15 protein-coding genes and 1 riboswitch are annotated in these 17,724 nt (G+C 49.8%); of the genes, 12 read left to right on the top strand and 3 right to left on the bottom strand.

Translation table 11 applies throughout. The annotated features are described in order from the left end of the window. Positions 1-204: 204 nt before the first annotated feature. From M4I36_RS10280 to M4I36_RS10240, 9 genes are all read left to right on the top strand, one after another. A complete protein-coding gene (locus tag M4I36_RS10280; RefSeq protein ID WP_258111648.1) occupies positions 205-813 on the top strand; it encodes a TetR/AcrR family transcriptional regulator in 609 nt (202 codons plus the stop codon). Positions 814-884: 71 nt separating this feature from the next. Next, on the top strand, positions 885-1,835 hold the full coding sequence (locus tag M4I36_RS10275) for an MBL fold metallo-hydrolase (protein WP_258111647.1): 951 nt from the start codon (positions 885-887) through the stop codon (positions 1,833-1,835). Between the two features lie 12 nt (positions 1,836-1,847). Next, positions 1,848-2,606: a beta-ketoacyl-ACP reductase gene (locus M4I36_RS10270; protein ID WP_258111646.1), complete on the top strand. Its 759-nt coding sequence runs from the start codon at positions 1,848-1,850 to the stop codon at positions 2,604-2,606. A 21-nt stretch (positions 2,607-2,627) separates the two neighbouring features. Continuing rightward, the gene (locus tag M4I36_RS10265; RefSeq protein ID WP_258111645.1) at positions 2,628-3,797 is read left to right on the top strand and encodes an acyl-CoA dehydrogenase family protein; all 1,170 of its coding nucleotides are present in this window, start codon (positions 2,628-2,630) and stop codon (positions 3,795-3,797) included. 194 nt (positions 3,798-3,991) lie between these two features. Further along, positions 3,992-5,569 carry a class I adenylate-forming enzyme family protein gene (locus M4I36_RS10260; protein ID WP_258111644.1) on the top strand — a complete coding sequence of 526 codons (1,578 nt, stop codon included), beginning with the start codon at positions 3,992-3,994 and terminating at the stop codon, positions 5,567-5,569. Beyond that, positions 5,535-6,722: an acetyl-CoA acetyltransferase gene (locus M4I36_RS10255; protein WP_258111643.1), complete on the top strand. Its 1,188-nt coding sequence runs from the start codon at positions 5,535-5,537 to the stop codon at positions 6,720-6,722. Before M4I36_RS10260 ends, M4I36_RS10255 begins: the two co-directional genes overlap by 35 nt. Positions 6,723-6,724: 2 nt before the next feature. Further along, complete coding sequence (locus tag M4I36_RS10250; protein ID WP_258111642.1) at positions 6,725-7,129, top strand: Zn-ribbon domain-containing OB-fold protein; 405 nt, start codon at positions 6,725-6,727, stop codon at positions 7,127-7,129. A 73-nt stretch (positions 7,130-7,202) separates the two neighbouring features. Further along, positions 7,203-9,332: an acetate--CoA ligase family protein gene (locus M4I36_RS10245; protein WP_258111641.1), complete on the top strand. Its 2,130-nt coding sequence runs from the start codon at positions 7,203-7,205 to the stop codon at positions 9,330-9,332. A 176-nt stretch (positions 9,333-9,508) separates the two neighbouring features. Continuing rightward, on the top strand, positions 9,509-10,891 hold the full coding sequence (locus M4I36_RS10240) for an MFS transporter (RefSeq protein WP_258111640.1): 1,383 nt from the start codon (positions 9,509-9,511) through the stop codon (positions 10,889-10,891). 104 nt (positions 10,892-10,995) lie between these two features. Here M4I36_RS10240 and M4I36_RS10235 read toward each other — a convergent pair whose 3' ends face one another. The 3 genes from M4I36_RS10235 to M4I36_RS10225 are packed head-to-tail and all read right to left on the bottom strand — an operon-like array spanning position 10,996 to position 13,796. Continuing rightward, positions 10,996-11,766 carry an ABC transporter ATP-binding protein gene (locus tag M4I36_RS10235; protein WP_258111639.1) on the bottom strand — a complete coding sequence of 257 codons (771 nt, stop codon included), beginning with the start codon at positions 11,764-11,766 and terminating at the stop codon, positions 10,996-10,998. Positions 11,767-11,770: 4 nt separating this feature from the next. Beyond that, entirely contained in the window at positions 11,771-12,787 is a 1,017-nt protein-coding gene (locus M4I36_RS10230; RefSeq protein WP_258111638.1) for a FecCD family ABC transporter permease, read from the bottom strand. Beyond that, entirely contained in the window at positions 12,780-13,796 is a 1,017-nt protein-coding gene (locus M4I36_RS10225) for an ABC transporter substrate-binding protein (protein WP_258111637.1), read from the bottom strand. The genes M4I36_RS10230 and M4I36_RS10225 overlap by 8 nt, the downstream gene beginning before the upstream one ends. A 121-nt stretch (positions 13,797-13,917) precedes the next feature. Continuing rightward, positions 13,918-14,095, bottom strand: a riboswitch (cobalamin riboswitch). 522 nt (positions 14,096-14,617) lie between these two features. Between M4I36_RS10225 and M4I36_RS10220 the strand changes: the two genes are divergently transcribed. The 3 genes from M4I36_RS10220 (at position 14,618) to M4I36_RS10210 (ending at position 17,669) form a co-directional block, all read left to right on the top strand. Beyond that, complete coding sequence (locus M4I36_RS10220) at positions 14,618-16,333, top strand: peptide ABC transporter substrate-binding protein (protein ID WP_258111636.1); 1,716 nt, start codon at positions 14,618-14,620, stop codon at positions 16,331-16,333. A 151-nt stretch (positions 16,334-16,484) separates the two neighbouring features. Next, positions 16,485-17,162, top strand: coding sequence for a GntR family transcriptional regulator (locus tag M4I36_RS10215; RefSeq protein ID WP_258111635.1), 678 nt, complete (start codon positions 16,485-16,487; stop codon positions 17,160-17,162). Positions 17,163-17,381: 219 nt separating this feature from the next. Continuing rightward, positions 17,382-17,669: a hypothetical protein gene (locus tag M4I36_RS10210; RefSeq protein ID WP_258111634.1), complete on the top strand. Its 288-nt coding sequence runs from the start codon at positions 17,382-17,384 to the stop codon at positions 17,667-17,669. Positions 17,670-17,724: the final 55 nt, after the last annotated feature.

Raw genomic sequence — 17,724 nt, 5'->3', positions numbered from 1 at the left:
TTGTTCTCGACAAACTCATCTTAGCCTTACAGGGAGCGCCTTTTCAATGATTCTAGAAGTTCAAGACCCTCGAAATCAGGGTTTACTGAATAATCGGCTTGGGGGTGCATAAATTTTATCGTCAGTGCTGTATCAAGGTCCTTGGCTGAGTAAGACTGTGATAAGCGCGGAGTGAGCATTCACTTCGTGTGATAAGGAGGCGCCATGGCGAGCGATATCCAAAGTTCCATCAAAGACCCTGATTTGTTAGCCCTCCGACGGGAGGTACTGTGCACCGCGGCAGCTCGACTGTTTCGGAAGAATGGGTATGACCGCACCTCGATACCAGATATTTCCGAGGAGTCCGGAATTAGCGTGGGCTCTATCTATCGCTATGTCGGGAAAAAAGAAGATTTATTGTACTTGATGTTACAGCGGATCGCTCAACGTTTGGAGACAGACGTATATCCGATTGCAGAGACGAAAAGTCCTGCGAGTACAAAATTATTTGCCTTCATGCGGGCCTACTATCGACTCATTGATGAAAATAGTGACCACTTCTATGTGGCGTTGCGGGACCTGGCACTCATTGGAGAATTTCGTCAGGCCCTTCGTAAACAAGAAAAAATGACCTACGTGTGTTTTCGCGACATTCTTGACGAAGGGATAAAGGGTGGACAGTTTCAGGCAGTAGATAGCGAATATCTCGCCCATAATCTTATTTGCATAGGTCATATGTGGGCTATTCAGTCGTATAAGTTTGATGGCCAGTCTATTGAGGACTATACGGCACGTCAGTATGCCATGGTGCAACGCTTGGTCGGCCGAGAGTAAGGGCGGTACCGTTCGAGTAGACATCGTGCTGCTCGTCTGAATAGAGGTCGGCTATTCATGCGGAAGGGGGTGTGTCAACCATTTCGAAGGTACGCAGGGTGGAGATAGCAACGCCGTATCCTGAAGGTTCTGTAAACGCTTACATCCTTCTTGGCCATCCAATTACGCTAGTCGACACGGGCATTCGCAGACCAAGCGGTGTGATGTCTATTCGCTGTGCGCTTCAGGAAGAGGAACTGTCCTTGCAAGATATAGAGCAGATTATTGTGACGCATATGCATGTGGACCATTCTGGGGGCGTGGCCGAGATTCAACGTGAAGTGGATGTTCCTGTCTTTGTGCATGAGCGAGCCCGTCCCTTCCTGGAAGGAGGCATAGAGACGTTTCAACGAATGGAAGCTTACTTCCAAACTTTCTTTTCAGCTTGCCAAGCGTCCGGAGTCAGTCGGCGTAAGCGCACGTACCAGGAAGAGAGGTGGAAAAGGATTCACTATCTTAGCGACGGCGACGTGCTGAGTGCGGGAGAGGCAGCGTATCAAGTACTTTATGTTCCAGGTCACAGTCAGACGGATATTTGTCTCTTTGACAAAAGGACAGGTGACGCGTTCGTTGGAGATCACCTGTTGAGAGACATTTCCGCCAACGCATTTATAGAACCTCCGGCTCCGAATGAAGTCGCGCGCCCTAAACCCCTCATACAATATCGTTCCTCGATGGAACGGACGGAAAAACTTCCGATTCAGAGGGTATATCCGGGACACGGAGAACCGTATGTCGGACATATGGACGTAATCCACAAGCGATTTGCAGAGCAGGAGAAGCGGTGTCACGACATTGTAAAGGTTTTAGAGCAAGGAGAAATGTCAGTTTTCCAACTGAGCCAAGCTTTGTTTCCAAAATTGGAAGGAGAAGCAATCTTCTTGGGTCTATCGGAAGTGCAAGGGCACCTCGATTTAATGCTTGAGCGCAATTGGGTGGAGGAACACCAAGTTGACGAGAAGATGTGGTACGCACTGAAATGAGGAGGCTGGCATATGGGGCAATTTGATGGGCGCGTGGCTGTGGTCACTGGTGCGGGTCGCGGAATTGGCGCTGCCACGGCCAAAAAATTCGCAGCGGGTAATGCCAAAGTAGCAGTGCTAGATTTGACAGAAGAGTCTTGCCAAGCGGTCGTTGACGAGATTTGTGCAGCGGGTGGATCCGCCATTGGAATGGGATGCAATGTGTCGCGTGCCGAAGAAGTAGAAGAGGCTTTTGCAAAGGTGGCTGACCTCTTAGGTCGGGTAGATATTCTCGTCAACAACGCAGGTATTCTGCGGGATAATTTACTGTTCAAAATGACCGAAGACGATTGGGATATGGTCATGGGAGTGCACCTCAAGGGCAGTTTTCTGTGCTGTCGAGCTGCTCAAAAGTACATGGTCGAGCAGAAGTACGGGAAAATCGTCAACACTAGCAGCACTTCGGCGCTCGGGAATCGCGGGCAAGCCAATTACTCAGCCGCCAAGGCTGGACTTCAGGGGTTCACGAAAACGTTGGCGATTGAGCTCGGACCGTTTCACATCAACGTCAATGCAGTGGCACCGGGATTCATTGTGACTGACATGACGAAACAGACCGCGGAACGCGTGGGTGCGGACTTTGAGCAAAACCAAAAAATGGCCGCAGAGCGTATCCCACTGCGACGGGTTGGACAGCCGGAAGACGTTGCGAACGTCGTGGCGTTTTTGGCGAGTGACGAGGCCAGTTATGTATCTGGGCAGGTCATTTACATCAATGGCGGTAGTCGATAAGCCATCTGGGAGGGATTAACCATGGATTTTGCACTTAATGACGAGCAAAAAATGGTTCAGCGCACCGTACGCGATTTTATTAAACGAGAATTGGTTCCCCTCGAATCTCAAGTTTTGAGAAATGAACGCGAAAATCGACCAGGCATCACGCGCGAAGAAGTTCATGCTTTGCAGAATAAGGCAAAGGAGTTTGGCTTCTGGGGGATTAATACGCCAGAAGAATATGGTGGTGCCAATCTCGGTCCTGTCATGACCGCGCTCATTCAAATGGAACTGGGGCGCACCTTTGTTCCCTTTAACTTTGGAGGGTCTGCGGACAACATTCTCTACTTTTGCAACGAAGAACAAAAGAAGCGCTATCTGCTCCCGGTGATTGCTGGGGAACGCAGATCCTGCTTTGCAATGACCGAGCCGGGGGCCGGATCGGATGCGGCAAATATTCGAATGTCCGCAGTGAAAGAGGGCACTGAATGGATTTTAAACGGCGAGAAAGTGTTTATCACAAATGGAAACGAAGCAGACTTCGCCATGGTTTTTGCGGTAACCGATAAAGAAAAAGGTGCACGTGGCGGCGTCACTTGTTTCTTGGTCGACCGAGACATGGGGTGGCGGTCTGAGTACATCCACACGATGGGAGAATGGGGCCCTGCGTCACTGGTGTTTGAAAATGTCCGGGTGCCGGAAGAGAACATTCTCGGAGAGCTTGGTGGAGGATTTAATTTAGGGATGCAATGGATTGGCCAAGGTCGCTGGCTGATTCCTGCGCGGGCAATAGGTGCCTCGGAGCGTCTGTTGCAAATGGCGATTGACTATTCGCAGACGCGCGTCACGTTTGGCAAACCCATTGCGGACCGGCAAGCGATTCAGTGGATGATTGCAGACTCCGCGGTAGAAATTGAGGCGACCAAGTGGCTCGTTCTTCGCGCGGCCTGGCTGGCGGAAAAAGGCCTGGACGCGCGCCACCAGTCGTCCATGGCAAAATTGTTTGGCACGAATATGGCGAATCGCGTAGTGGACCGAGTCTTGCAGATTCACGGCGGAATGGGATATACGAAGGAACTGCCTATCGAACGTTGGTACCGGGAAATGCGGCTGTGGCGAATTTTCGAGGGAACGGATGAAATTCAGCGGTTCATCATTTCTCGGAATCTCTTACGCGGTCATGTCAAAGTGGGCGAGTTGCTGGACTGATTGCTCTGGAGCGAGCCCTGCCCATGACGTGACCTGTGAAACGTAGAAATTGCACTACTGCGGCCCTTGGGCGTGAGGGTTTCGTTCGGTCGGTGGAACTTTGTTGGCGGAATGCAAGGTCGATAAACCTCTAACTGTAGGTGAGTCCATACTGCAGTATCTTGTATCACGGATTGAATGAGGAGGGGATGCGATTGCTACTACAAGATTTACTTCGGAATAATATCGAAACATTCGGAGAGTATCCGTTGATCTTTTTTCAGGGACAGACCTATACCAATCGAGATACTGAGCGCGCGGCAGCACGAATTGCAGCCATGCTCTTTGGTATGGGGGTAACGAAGGGCGACCGCGTGATGGTTTGCATGCCGAACCTTCCCGAAGTATTTTTCATTTATCAAGGCATCACGCGTACTGGAGCAGTGATTGTACCCGTAATGTATCTGCTGCACGCGCGAGAAATTGAATTTATCGCGCGAAATTCCGGCACACAAGTGATTTTTACATCGGTGGCTGTCCTTGGGAAAATTCGAGAAGCGTTTGCCGCTTCTGACTCTGCACCGACCGTCGTTGTGGTCGATGACGATGCAGAGCCTAGTGACTTGGCAAAGCCTGAGGCTTCGCAAGTACAATCGGGGTCAGTGCGAGTCATACGGCTCTCAGAAGCTACAAGGCATCAGTTGGATGGGAAGACCCAGTCCGTAGTCAGCATTCAAGAATCGGACCCGGCAGTGATTCTGTACACGTCTGGCACGACCGGTGCTCCAAAAGGCGTGATTCTCACGCATAAGAATCTGTATTCCAATGCAGTGAGTTCCGCCTCAATCAACGATGGCGTGCGCGGAACTACGCTTGGGGTACTTCCTCTCGCTCATATCTACGGATTGACCATGTCTAGCGTCTTATTTCTCACAGGAAGCTCCGTGGTCGTTTTTCCGAAATTTAATGTCACCGAAGTCTTTGCTGCAATTCAGTGTCACCGAGTACGCTCTTTTTCTGCTGTTCCAGCTATGATTCACGCGATGCTGGCGGATCCATCCTCCGGAAACTACGATTTGTCTAGCCTAGAATGGGTAGGTTCTGGATCGGCGCCGATGCCCGTCGCGCTCGCCTCGGCATTCCGAGAGAAATTTTCAGCAGATGTGTATGAGGGCTACGGGCTTTCCGAGGCTTCACCAGTTGTAACCGCCCATAGACATGGAATGGCCCATAAACCGGGGTCTGTTGGCGTTCCCATTCCTGGAGTGGAGATTCGCATTGTGGATGAGGAGGGACGAGAGATGCCCGTCGGTGAGGTCGGTGAACTGCTGGTAAAGGGGGACAATGTAACCATCGGTTATTTTCAAAATCCTGAGGAGACATCAAGAGTCTTAGACGGCCCGTGGCTGCACACGGGTGATCTCGCCAAAGTGGATGAGGAGGGTTATTTGTACATCGTGGACCGCAAGAAAGACGTCATTATTCGCGGAGGATTTAATATTTATCCCCGCGATTTAGAAGAGTTACTGATGGAGCATCCGGCTGTCTCCGAAGTCGCGGTCGTTGGATGCCCTTCACCGCGCCTTGGCGAAGAGGTGGTTGCCTATGTGGTTCGAAAACCAGGGTCTCTCGTAAACGAGATGGAGCTATTGAGGTACTGTCAAGACCACTTGGCAAAGTACAAAACACCACAAGTGATTGTTTTTGTCGACTCGCTTCCGCGTAATGGTGTGGGGAAAGTTCTCAAGAGGACGCTTCGTGACATGGCTGCGGTCATGCCCAGATTGGGGTGAGAAACGGGTGGTACGGGACTATGTTGCAGCAATTGTCGGGGTTGCGGAGTCCGATTTGGGGTTTACGCCCAATCGGACAGTGTTACAATTGCAGGCTCAGGCGGCGAAGGCGGCTCTGGATGATGCAGGGTTGACCAGGAACGACGTGGACGCCATTTTTACAGCTGGGAACTGGACGTGGGCACCGAATCTGATGCTGGCGGAGTATTTAGGCATTCAACCGAAGTATACGGACGGAACCAATATTGGGGGATCGTCGTTTGAGGCACACCTTGGTCATGCGGTGGCGGGAATTCGCGCCGGATTGTTCGATGTGGCACTCATTACGTATGGAAGTACCCAGCGGTCGGATAGAAATAGGAACCGCCTTTCACCCCATAGTGTGTTGACGGAACAATACGAGCGTTCGTTTGGACTGCCAGTCCCAGTAGGCGCGTATGCACTTGCAGCAATGCGGCATCAGCACCAATATGGGACGACGTCCGAGCAACTGGCAGAGGTGGCTGTGGCCACTCGGAAGTGGGCGCAGATGAACGAAAAGGCGTTTATGCGGGAGCCTATAACCATTCAGGATGTACTGAACTCTCGTTGGATAGCGGAACCACTTCACCTTCTGGACTGCTGTTTGGTCACCGACGGTGGGGGTGCGGTAGTAGTTGCGTCTGCGAAGGCTGCAGCGAGATCGACCAAGCGACCCGTCTGGGTTCTTGGCCACGGGGAGACGCATACGCACAACTCGATTAGCAATATGCCAGACTTGCTTGTCACAGGCGCCAAAGAGTCAGGGGCACGCGCGTTCGAGCGGGCGGGTGTAGCACGTGACGAAATTGATGTGGTGGAGATTTACGACTCCTTCACGATTACCGTCCTGTTGACTCTTGAAGCACTGGGATTTTGCGATCTCGGTGAAGGAGGCGCGTTTGTCAGTGGCCAGCGAACGGCTCCTGGCGGCGAATTTCCTATGAATACCAATGGTGGAGGTCTGTCGTATTGTCATCCAGGGATGTATGGGATTTTCTTGCTGATTGAAGCCACTCGCCAACTTCGCGGAGAGTGCGGGCCAAGACAAGTAAAAGATGCAAGGCTGGCCTTGGTGAGCGGAACAGGCGGCGTTTTGTCATCATCGGCTACGGTGATTTTGGGGAGGGATTAGAAGTGGACGAAAACTTTCCACGGCCCGTTCTAGACAGCGACTCTCGTCCGTTCTGGGAAGGTCTTCAAAGGCACGAACTTTGGATTCAGTACTGTTCTCTTTGTCATCAGCATATTTTCTATCCACGATCCATCTGTCCGTACTGCTTTTCCGATGATCTTGTCTGGAAGCAATCCCATGGCCGTGGAACGATTTATTCGTACACGGTGGTGCATACGGCCTTTGGCCCGTTTGCAGAGGAAACTCCGTACGTTGTTGCCTTGGTTGCACTCGACGAAGGTGTGCGTATGATGACGAGAATCGTCGGTGTGCCAGACGACATCGAAATTGGCCGGAAGGTCGTCGTCACGTTTGCGGATCTCGCTGAGGATTTGACATTACCTTATTTTCGGTTGGATGTCGGATGAAAATCCGCGAACCAATTGGCCGTGAGCCCTGTTTACTCGCGAATACTTGAGGTTGTTTGAGGGGGAGTCCACCATGCCTGAAACACCAGGAGTCAGTCCTCTGCGTTTGAGAACATTTTTTGGACCGTCCAACATTGCTTTGGTCGGGGCTACAGAAAAATCGCGATGGTCTGTAAACACGTTCACGAATCTCAAGAACTTTGCTTTTGCAGGGCACGTGCACTGTGTCAATCCACACCGGGAGTTTGTACATGGGCAACGGACCTATGCGTCTTTGTGTGACATTCCTGAACATGTGGATCTTGCCTACGTCATGGTGCCCACGAGTCAAATCATGCAAGTGCTTAATGACGCAGCCAACGCAAGAGTAGAAAATCTCGTCGTATTGACGGCTGGATTCAGCGAGACTGGCCCCGATGGGACGGACTTGGAACGCCAGGTGGCTGCGTTTGCACGCGCTCACAACCAAGTCATTCTCGGACCGAACGGTAACGGATTTGTATATGCCACGAAGCAATTGACCCCCTACGGACTTCCTGTAGTGCCACCTCTTATCTCGGGGCCTATTGGCATCGTGCTGCAAAGTGGAGCATTGGCAAGTTCCGTGATGACGCTCGCGCAGGCGCGCAGTATTGGCATCAGTTTGCTCGTCGCAGTGGGGAACGAGATGATGATTTCTGCAACCGATGTGATGGATTATCTGGTCGAGGACCCGTGCACGAAAGTGATCACTGTATTTTTGGAGTCGATTCGGGATGCAAAGGAATTTTCTCGCGTCGCTAAGAAAGCGCTTTCAAAAGGAAAAGCAATTGTCGCATTAAAAATTGGTCGAAGCGTAGTGAGTGCGCGAACGGCAAGGGCACATACCGGAGCGCTTGTTGGTGATGACGACGTCAATGATGCGGTCTTTCGGCAACTGGGTATCGTTCGCGTTGACTCACTGGAAGATTTGCTGACCACGGCAGGTGTGCTCGGTTATGCACCACCTCTCATGGGACGTCGAGTGGCGGTCGTCACACCGTCCGGTGGGGCGTGCGATATTTTGGCCGATCGCGCTGCCGACGAACACCTCCAACTGCCCCCGTTCTCCCCGTCGACGGTGGCTCAATTAAAGGACGTGGTTCCGACATTTTCGACAGTTCACAATCCACTCGACGTGACGGGTTATGTGGTGGTTGACCGGACGCTGCTGTTGCGTGCTCTCGAAGTGGTTGCGAAGGACGATGGGTTTGACTTCATTCTGTGTTTGACAGAACCACCGAGAACGGAACCTGAGGACCCGACTGCTGCCTTCGAGCAATTTAGTAGACTCCAGGGGCTGATAGAACAATGCCCCATACCCATCGTGCTTATGATGAATACCGCAGTAGACATTTCGCCGTTTGGGCGCTCGATTGTTGAGAAGACCAATCTCCATTTTATCGGGGGCATGCAGCACGGGATGACGGCTCTCGGAAAAGCAGTTTGGTGGTACGAGAATCGTCGAACGGCGACGTTCGAGCTTCCAGATAGAGCAGCGATTCAATCGTCAGGGATCGAGGGGCCGCCGAAGGGGAGTTGGTCGGAATACAAAGCAAGGCAATTTCTTGAACAAGCAGGAATTCCAGTGGTGCCGGCGGCATTGGTAACTACCGCAGAAGAAGCGGCCTTGGCCGCGAAAGCCATAGGGTTTCCAGTTGCCATGAAGATACACTCCGAAGACATTGCGCACAAGAGTGATGTTGGAGGAGTTGTGCTCGATGTGCAAAACGAACGCGATGTGTCTGCTGCCTTTAAGCGCATGGTGGAGACGGTCTCGCTGAAATCTCCATCGAGTCGTATTGAAGGTGTGTTGGTTAGTCCGATGCGTAGGGCTGGTACGGAGCTACTCGTTGGCATTGTTAAAGATCCACTGTGGGGGCAAGTACTTGCAGTTGGCCTCGGTGGGATATTTGTGGAGGTGCTCAAGGACACGGTAATTCGGGTTCTCCCGGTGTCTAGGGAGGATGTTTTGCAGATGTTGCGCGATTTGCGTGGTGCGGACGTTCTTATGGGATCGCGCGGACGGGTTGTCGCCAATATGGACAACGTCGTGGACGTGATTTATCGCCTGTCCCTTGTGGCGATGAATGTGTCCGATTCTTTACAGGCGTTGGAAGTGAATCCGCTCTGGGTGAGCGGATCGACGGTTGAGGCTTTGGATGTCCTATTGACATGGGGGTGATCGAGTCAGAGACACTGAGTGTGCGCTCATGCGTCAATAAATATCTGAATATTTAATTCATTTTAGCGCGATCGATACTGCATAAATTGTCGAGTGAATTGGGCGACGCGAAAACTTAGGCAAAGAATAGTTCAATAACCCTGTTACAAGATGCGGGGAATTGAGGAGGGCTTTGTATGTCTCGGGAGGTAAATGTCGATAAGTCGAACGGAGTTCTGGGTTGGTTTCGTAGACGAGACGTGGTGATTTATCCGCGCGGCTGGTTGCAAATAGGTCTTTTAGTACTGGTCATCATCGCCAATGTTGTCGCAAATTATGAAGGAGAACTCGCTCCTGTAGTTCCTATTTTACTTCCTTTCCTGAAGTTGAACTTGATAGACTACGGTTTTATCGTGGGAGGAACCACAGTCGTTTCGGGTATTGTTGCAATGCTCTTAGGGTCACGATTTGACCGCTACGGACGCACAGTGTTCATTGTTCTGGGCACCTTTATTACGGCGATTGCGGTCTTCGCAATGGTGCTCGTGCACAATACCCTTGAGTTCATCATTGTCCGACTGATTATGGCCATCGTGCTTGGCCTTGTCTTGCCTGCAACGACCGGATTGGTCCGTGACTTCACGCCACGCGTTGGTCGTGCACTGGGGTTTGGCCTCTGGACATTTGGCCCAGTCGGGGCCAATTTCCTTGCGGCAGGTGTCGCCGGTTGGACGTTACCTATCTTTCACGACCGCTGGCAGTCCCAATTTTACATTATGGGGACCGTTTGTCTGGTTATCAGTATCGTTGTTGCTCTCTTTATCCGGGACTTGTCGCCGAATTTGCGGGCACAGATTGTACGCAATCACCAAGACGTACGAACGGCTGAGAAGAATGCGTCGCGCGTCCGTGGGGAAATTGCCAATCCTCGTCTCGTCTTCGCCTCGTTTCGAATTTGGTCTCTGGCTGTCGGCATCGTCCTCTTCCTCTTGGTGTACTATTTCACGACGGCCTTTGGCCCACTCTATCTTGCGACGGTGTTTAAATATCCACCGGCAAAGGCAGCGGGCATTGCGAGTTATTTCTGGCTCGCCAACTTGGCGTCATTGATTGTCGTGGGTGTGATTTCCGATTGGCTGCAATTGCGCAAAATTTGTTCCATGATAGGCGTCGTCGGGGCTATTGTGTTTATGTTTTTCTGGATTCATTTAATCGGCCATACCGTATCTGTTTCAACCATGATTTGGTACACGTCCATTCAAGGTGTGTTGCTTGGAATTGGCTTTGGTCCCTGGATGGCACTTTACTCAGAAACACTAGAAGATATCCACCCAACGCTGCAAGGTTCTGGGTGGGCGCTTTGGTCTTTTGCACAGTACGTGATTGCTGGCATTGCCGGAGGGCTAACATTCGTGATTGTTGGGGGAATTGGATTTGCTGGATTTTTCTACATCTGTATGGCTGGGATGTTTGTCTATGGCATCGTCCTGCTCGGTGCCAGAGGCCCGTGGTTCAAGCGCGGTGGGATGGGTCTGCTGACGCATTCGCACGCATCGGCGCAACCGGGTGCGGGTAACTGAAATAGGGGATATTGCGGAGGCTGGTGGATCCCGCTCATTGGCCTCTCTTTAGATTCTCGTGGGTTTTGCAAGAGTGCACTCGGAATGCGTTCCATCTGTGAGCTTCAAGGCGAATAGCTCACGCGCAGGTGTCCTCCAAACGGATCGGCATATGTTTTGGCTTTCACCTGGAACACCTCTTCTAAAGCACATTCTGACAGAACTTCCTGCGGAGGTCCTTCAGCATAGACACGACCTGATTGCAGCAATAAAAGTCTGTCGCAATACCTGGCGGCAAGCTCGAGGTGGTGAATTGCGATGACAATGAGGTGCCCCTCTTGGGCTAGTCCTTGTAGATACAGAAGGATGTCCAGTTGATAATGGACATCAAGGTTGGCAATTGGTTCATCAAGTAGAATGATTGGACTTCCCTGTGCCAGACAACGTGCAACGCCAGCACGTTGTCGTTCCCCACCGGATATTTGGTCGAGCCGAGCGTTTCGAAACGGCAACAAGTTCAAGACAGCCATAGCTCGATGCACAGCTTCGCGGCCTTCCTTATCGAGGCCTCCAAAGAGTGTGCGATACGGGAAACGCCCCATCTCTACGTACTGTTCAACCGTAAACGATGCGTTCTCTGGCATTTGTTGGGGTAGATAAGCCACCTGTTTAGCTCGGTCTTTCGGAGATATTTTGGAATTCAATTGGCCGAGAATATAGATTCGACCTAGAGTGGGTCGATTTACACCTGCGAGGAGACGCAGTAGCGTTGATTTACCTGTTCCATTCGGGCCCACAAGCCCGACCATTTGACCCCGCATCCATTCAGACCTAATATTTTCCAATACTCCGCCATAAGATATGTCTTCCATGAGAAGTGCTGCCGCCTGGTTCATTTCTTCACCCCCGATAGACACTTGATTCTTGACGGCGCAGTAAGAATAGAAAGAAGGGTGCTCCCAGCAAAGACGTAATGATGCCCACATTCAACTCAGCCGGGAGGAGTATCATTCGCGCGATTAAGTCTGCAAACAGCATCAGGACGGCACCCCCAATAGCTGAGGCGACGATGAGCCGTCGATTCGAAGGCCCAATCCAAATGCGCAATAGGTGGGGCACGACCAATCCTACAAACCCAATCACTCCGGTAGAACTGACACATGCACCCACGACAAAAGCAGAGGTGACGAGCACAATCTGCTTCGTCTGTTGCAACGGCACCCCGACACCCTGTGCTTGTTCTTCTCCTAAGGAAAGCACATCCAATGCATGGGCTTGCGTCAGGTAAATGCCAACGGCCACTGTGACAAACACAAGAAGCATCAGTACTTCATGCCATGTACTTCCATTGAGACCGCCCATTAGCCAAAACAGCATCTGTTGCATAGTCTCGAGCGGTGCGAGCGACAGAATCAATGTTACGATGGAACTGCATAGTGCCGTAAATGCAACGCCTGACAACAATAATGCATAGATGGATGTCTTCCCTTGCACAGTGGCAATGCGATAGATGACAAACACCACAATGAGTCCGCTCAGAAACGCTGCTGCGGGGGTAGACCACTCATTCAACTGCGATAGTCCAAGTTGAATGGTCAACACTGCTCCGAGGGAAGCTCCGCTGGACACCCCGATGATTGATGGGTCAGCCATCGGATTCCGAAAAACGGCCTGCAGAGCAGTCCCGGTGGTGGCCAACCCCGCTCCAACGAGTGCCGCGACAGACAGTCGCGGCAAACGGATAGCTCCAATGACAACGTTATTGGTATCATGCACGCCCTGAAAATAGGACCATGCATCTGGTATGAGTTGGGGAACGGGGATAGTCACAGGTCCCAGAGACAGTTCTAGTGCCGCCCCTATGAATAGAGCGATACCGAGAGTGACAAAAGTCCATCGAATCCGACGATTACTCATTACCGATTTTTACATTTGGATACAATACCTTGGCTACATCGCGGACTCCTCGCGTTATATACTGGGACACGCTTGTCAAATCAGCACTGTTCACACGATACACGCGGTGATTCTTAACAGCAGAAACATCGACTAAAGCGGGATTTGAGAGAATTTTGTGAACAAACCCCTTGTCGTCGCTTGCGTCGATGATGACATTCGGATTTAATTTCACAATTTCTTCGTCTGAAATCTGCTGCCATCCGTTCAGTTTAGCTGCTGCGTTAATCCCACCAGCATCTACAATGATATTGTTTACGGTGGTCGATGAACCAGCTGCATATCCGTAGGAACTGTAGTCTAGAACAGTTACTTTTTTCTGGTCCCGGACTGCATTCTCTACATTCTTCAACTGAGACTGCATGGTCGAAACGAGCTTTACGGCCTTGGCTTCTTGTCCAACCAGCTTGCCCACAATCTCGATATTTCGTTCAATGGAGGCAATGGAATTAAAATCATTGAACTCATAGGTTGGGATGCCAACTTGTTCAATTTGATGGACGACGCTCTGCTTAGCATAAGTGGCTGTTAATACAAGATCTGGCCTGGCAGCAATGACTTGTTCAGCATTGAGATTCTGGATAGTGGGAATTCCTTTGACAAGAGCCGTCACATTGGAATATTGCGGGTCATCGGCGTAGCTCGTCACGAGAACAATATCCTTTTTTGGGACGAGCGCCGTCAGAATCTCGTCCGTTCCTTCGGTTGTCGAGGCGATGCGCTGGGGGCGACGAGCGATAGTCACTTTATGGCCTGCACCGTCTGTTAACGTGATTGGGAAGGACTGAGTCACCGTCTGTGAGGTTGTCGCTTGCGAGGTGGAAGCAGTTTGATGGGTTGTGCTGACGGATGACTGTAGGGACGTTGTGGAGGAATTTCCACTACCGGATGCGGTATTCGTACCACAACCTGCAACGCCAAGAGTCAAAGTAGCCAACACAGTGGGAATCATAACGACAGACTTTTTCACCGAGATACCTCCTGAGTATCGTTCATGAGGCGTCCCCTTCACAAAAGAAAATCTCTGCGTGTGGCAGAGACTGTTTGTTCGGATAATAAATTACATATCCTCGCAACCTCTCCTCGAAGGTTTCGCTCTAGCTCTTCCGGCAGGTCTCCTGACTCTCAGCTCGACTGACGCAACACCTTCCCGCGCTATGCAGTGGCATTGTTTCGAAAGACGCTGATTACAGTGGCGGGACCGCATCGGGATTACACCGATTTCCCTATTATCTCTGTTCCCAGAGCACCCGAAGAGATGAAGTTAATTCCTTCGTAATCCTAGTCAACATCAGCTAGTACGTCAAGTATTGTTTTGTTGTGGGAGGCCTGGCCTCAGTTCATGCGATGACTCATGCAAACAACTCCTTCAGTTATGAAATCAAGAAAAAGAACTTGTATCAATATTTTGCAGAAAATGTACGGTGACTACCCGTCCCCGCATAGTGTATCTGCGCGTTGTTTTTCGTGGAGGCCACTTTCACGCAATGATTGTTGATTCTCCCGATATTGAAATTTCGGTTATTTTCAGTTAAGGTAAAAGTGTCGACAGTCATCACTTATCCCCATGCAGTTGCTTACTTGGACTTGTGGTACATACTCGAAAAATCAAGATAGTATGAAGAGGATTTTTCGTCTGTGTTTACTCGCATGATTGTTGAATGATTGGAAAAGATGGGGTTGGTACAAGGTGCGGAAATGGACGCGCAGAAATTCAGAACGTTGGGATGTGTTTCTATGACAAAACGAAGGGTCATTTCAAGAAAGACACGAGCTGTTGGAGTTCTAGCCATGACTTCCTTTGGAGTATTGGCATTTGTAGTGGGGTGCGGAACAACCGCGTCTACTGTGGTGACTAAGTCGAGGTCATCTACTCCTCAAGCACCGACTGCTGGGGGAACAATTATTGACGCTCAGTCGCCACAAACCAATTATAATTGGTATATCCCCATCACCAATGCTTCTTTCGATTACAACGCAGGGCTATATGATGAAATTTACAAGCCTCTGCTTTGGATCAACAATAACTACTCAATTAACTGGAAGTCATCCGTAGCGGATAAAATTACTTACAACTCCAGTGGAACGGTCTATCATGTATTTCTCAATCCAAAATGGAAGTGGTCGAATGGGCAGCCTGTGACCAGCAAAGATGTCTTGTTTACATGGGATGTTATTAAAGCGGCTTCGGCAGCTAATGCTCCTGCTCCCTGGCCATATGTCGGCGCAGGTACGGGGGACATTCCAAATGGAGTTCGGAGTGTCAAGACAAATGGGAAATATGAACTGACGGTTACGCTGAAAAAGCCAGCAAACCAACAATGGTTTATATACAATGGACTCATTCAGCTGGTTCCGTTGCCATCGTCTGTATGGGATATACATAAAAATATAGACAAGGAAATTAAATATTTGGGTAGTGAGGCGACCAATCCAAAGTTTGTCTCGGTAGTGGATGGTCCGTTCAAGTTATCTAAGGTTGTTCAAAACCAGTACTGGACACTCGTTCCTAACGAGAACTACTCCGGACACAAAAGCATCGTTCACAAAATTATCTTTGCCTACGAAGCATCGAATAGTTCTGAGTTTTCTGCGTTAAAGTCAAACACGGTCAACGTAGGGTTTTTGGATCTGAGTCAATATGGTTCTCGAAGCTCTCTCCTTTCGCAGGGGGATGTCATTACTCCCATGTACACGTTTGGCTATTTAGACACGGAATTAAATATGTTTCCTGGTTCTCCAGTTCGAAAGATCTTCGATAAGCTATACGTGAGGCAAGCCATGCAAATGGGCACGGACAGTCAAGCCATTAATCAATCTATTTATCACGGCTATGCTCCGCCCATCGATGGCCCTATTCCAACCGTTCCTGAAACGCAGTTCTATGACTCCGCTTTGTCCAAAAATCCGTATCCGTTCAATATTGAAAAAGGCAAGAAACTTCTTGAGGCCCATGGCTGGAAGCTGGTCGACGGAGTTATGACCAAAGGAAATCAGAAGCTGAAATTCACCATGCTATTTCCAAGTGGCACACAGTCGGAATCGGATACAGCCGTCGTCATGAAGCAAGATTGGGCAAAAGAAGGTATTGATGTCACACTCAAACCGATGCCCTTCAGTACGCTTATCAGCGTGACGAGCAACACGAAAGACCCAAGTGCCTGGCAAATAGCTACTGGTTTGGGTTGGGATTATGATGGACCTGGCTTTTACCCATCCGGAGGCGGTTTGTTTGGTACGGGAGCACCTTCTGGCGATGGGTATAGCAATTCCGAAGAAGATTCGGTGATACAAGCAACACATGAACCATATCCAACGCGGCAGAAGAACATGTCTGTGTTCTACCAATACGAACTCTACACAGCAAAACATTTGCCAGTGTTGTGGCTAAATAATACGGCTACACTTAGTGTGCACGCGCCGAATGTGCATGGAACGGTAAAATATGCAGACGCATCACCTGGAATTCCGCAGATGCAGTACTGGTGGGTTTCGCCGACGAAATAAAACGATGTTGGACCTTGATGTGAATCGTATGAGTTGTTTATAGTGGACAGGTGGGAACCCCAGTTTATCTGGGGTTGCTGACTGTATAGACGAAACCAAAGAAATGTAGTGGGAAATATGAACAACTAATACAGCATAACGGGGTGCCTAAATGTATCGAACTTTATCTTCCCATCTGACAAGAACGTCCCTGACTGAAGGAGCAACGCATCGAATACGACAAATGATTTTACATGGTGAATTGAAGCCGGGGGAGAGAATCAATGAGGTTCATCTTTCTCGGGATATGCAGATATCGCGTGGTCCAATTCGAGAAGCACTGTTGATTTTGGAAAGTGAAGGTCTTGTTACCCACGAAGTGAACAAGGGTGCTACCGTGACGATTTTGTCCTCCAAGGATGCCTATGAAATATACTCTTTGAGAGCAATTTTAGAGTCCGAAGCCATGCGTATTGGACTACCGCATATAAGAGATGCTGACTATGATTATTTGCAGACCGTTTTAAATCAATTTGAGCAGGCTTTGGTCTCTGGTGATGTCGAAAATATGGTTGTATGCGATATTGATTTTCATCATGGGATTGTACAGATATCGAATCATTCTAGGTTGATTAAAGCGCACCAGCAGTTAGATCCGTTGGTGGGCGCGATGTTCTTGACAATATCGAACATTCTTCCGCTACGCCTCAATCATGTCGTGGAAATTCACCGAGTTCTCTTAGAGGCTCTGAAAAGTAAAGATTCTGATCGGGTTGTTAGGGAATTGCAATGGCACTATATGAAAACGTTAGAAGAACTCAATACCCACTTCTCGAATGATGGGCATTAGGATGGACAGCAAGCCCTCATAAATTGATATTTCTCATCCCCGCAAATCCTATCAAAGAAAATTCTGAATACACCATTGATATTTCTTTGCTTTGTGCTATATTAGGTTCCAAAGTGAAAACTGTTGACACTTCGAGAGGGGTTGTCTACTTTTAAGGACAACGAAAGTAGTGCAAACCGTTTTCTATGTATGTCAGAGAAGACTTAGGGGGATGTGAACATGCAGAATGCAAAGCGAGGGATAAAATTATTTCGCAAGCTCACCATGATGACTCTCATGGCTTCTGGCGTTGCCACGGGTGTCTCTGGTTGCGGTACCGCATCTACGGCCACTTCAGTACCTGCTAACCACGGAAATACCGGAACACAACCCGTGGGCAGACCGATACCAGGAGGAACAATAACCTTTGCGGAGACTCCGCAAGCAAACTTGAATTGGTTTCTGCCACTCTTCAATGTCCAAGACGACGGAATTGACAATTCTCAATTAGCACTACAACGCAGTTAGGTAATCGCATCAAGCAGAACCTTGAAGACGCCGTTTCTGGTGAGAGCGAAAAGCC

It is taken from the genome of Alicyclobacillus sp. SP_1 (assembly GCF_024706985.1).
Taxonomy (GTDB): Bacteria; Bacillota; Bacilli; order Alicyclobacillales; family Alicyclobacillaceae; genus Alicyclobacillus_I.
This window is presented reverse-complemented; position numbering and strand designations above follow the sequence as displayed.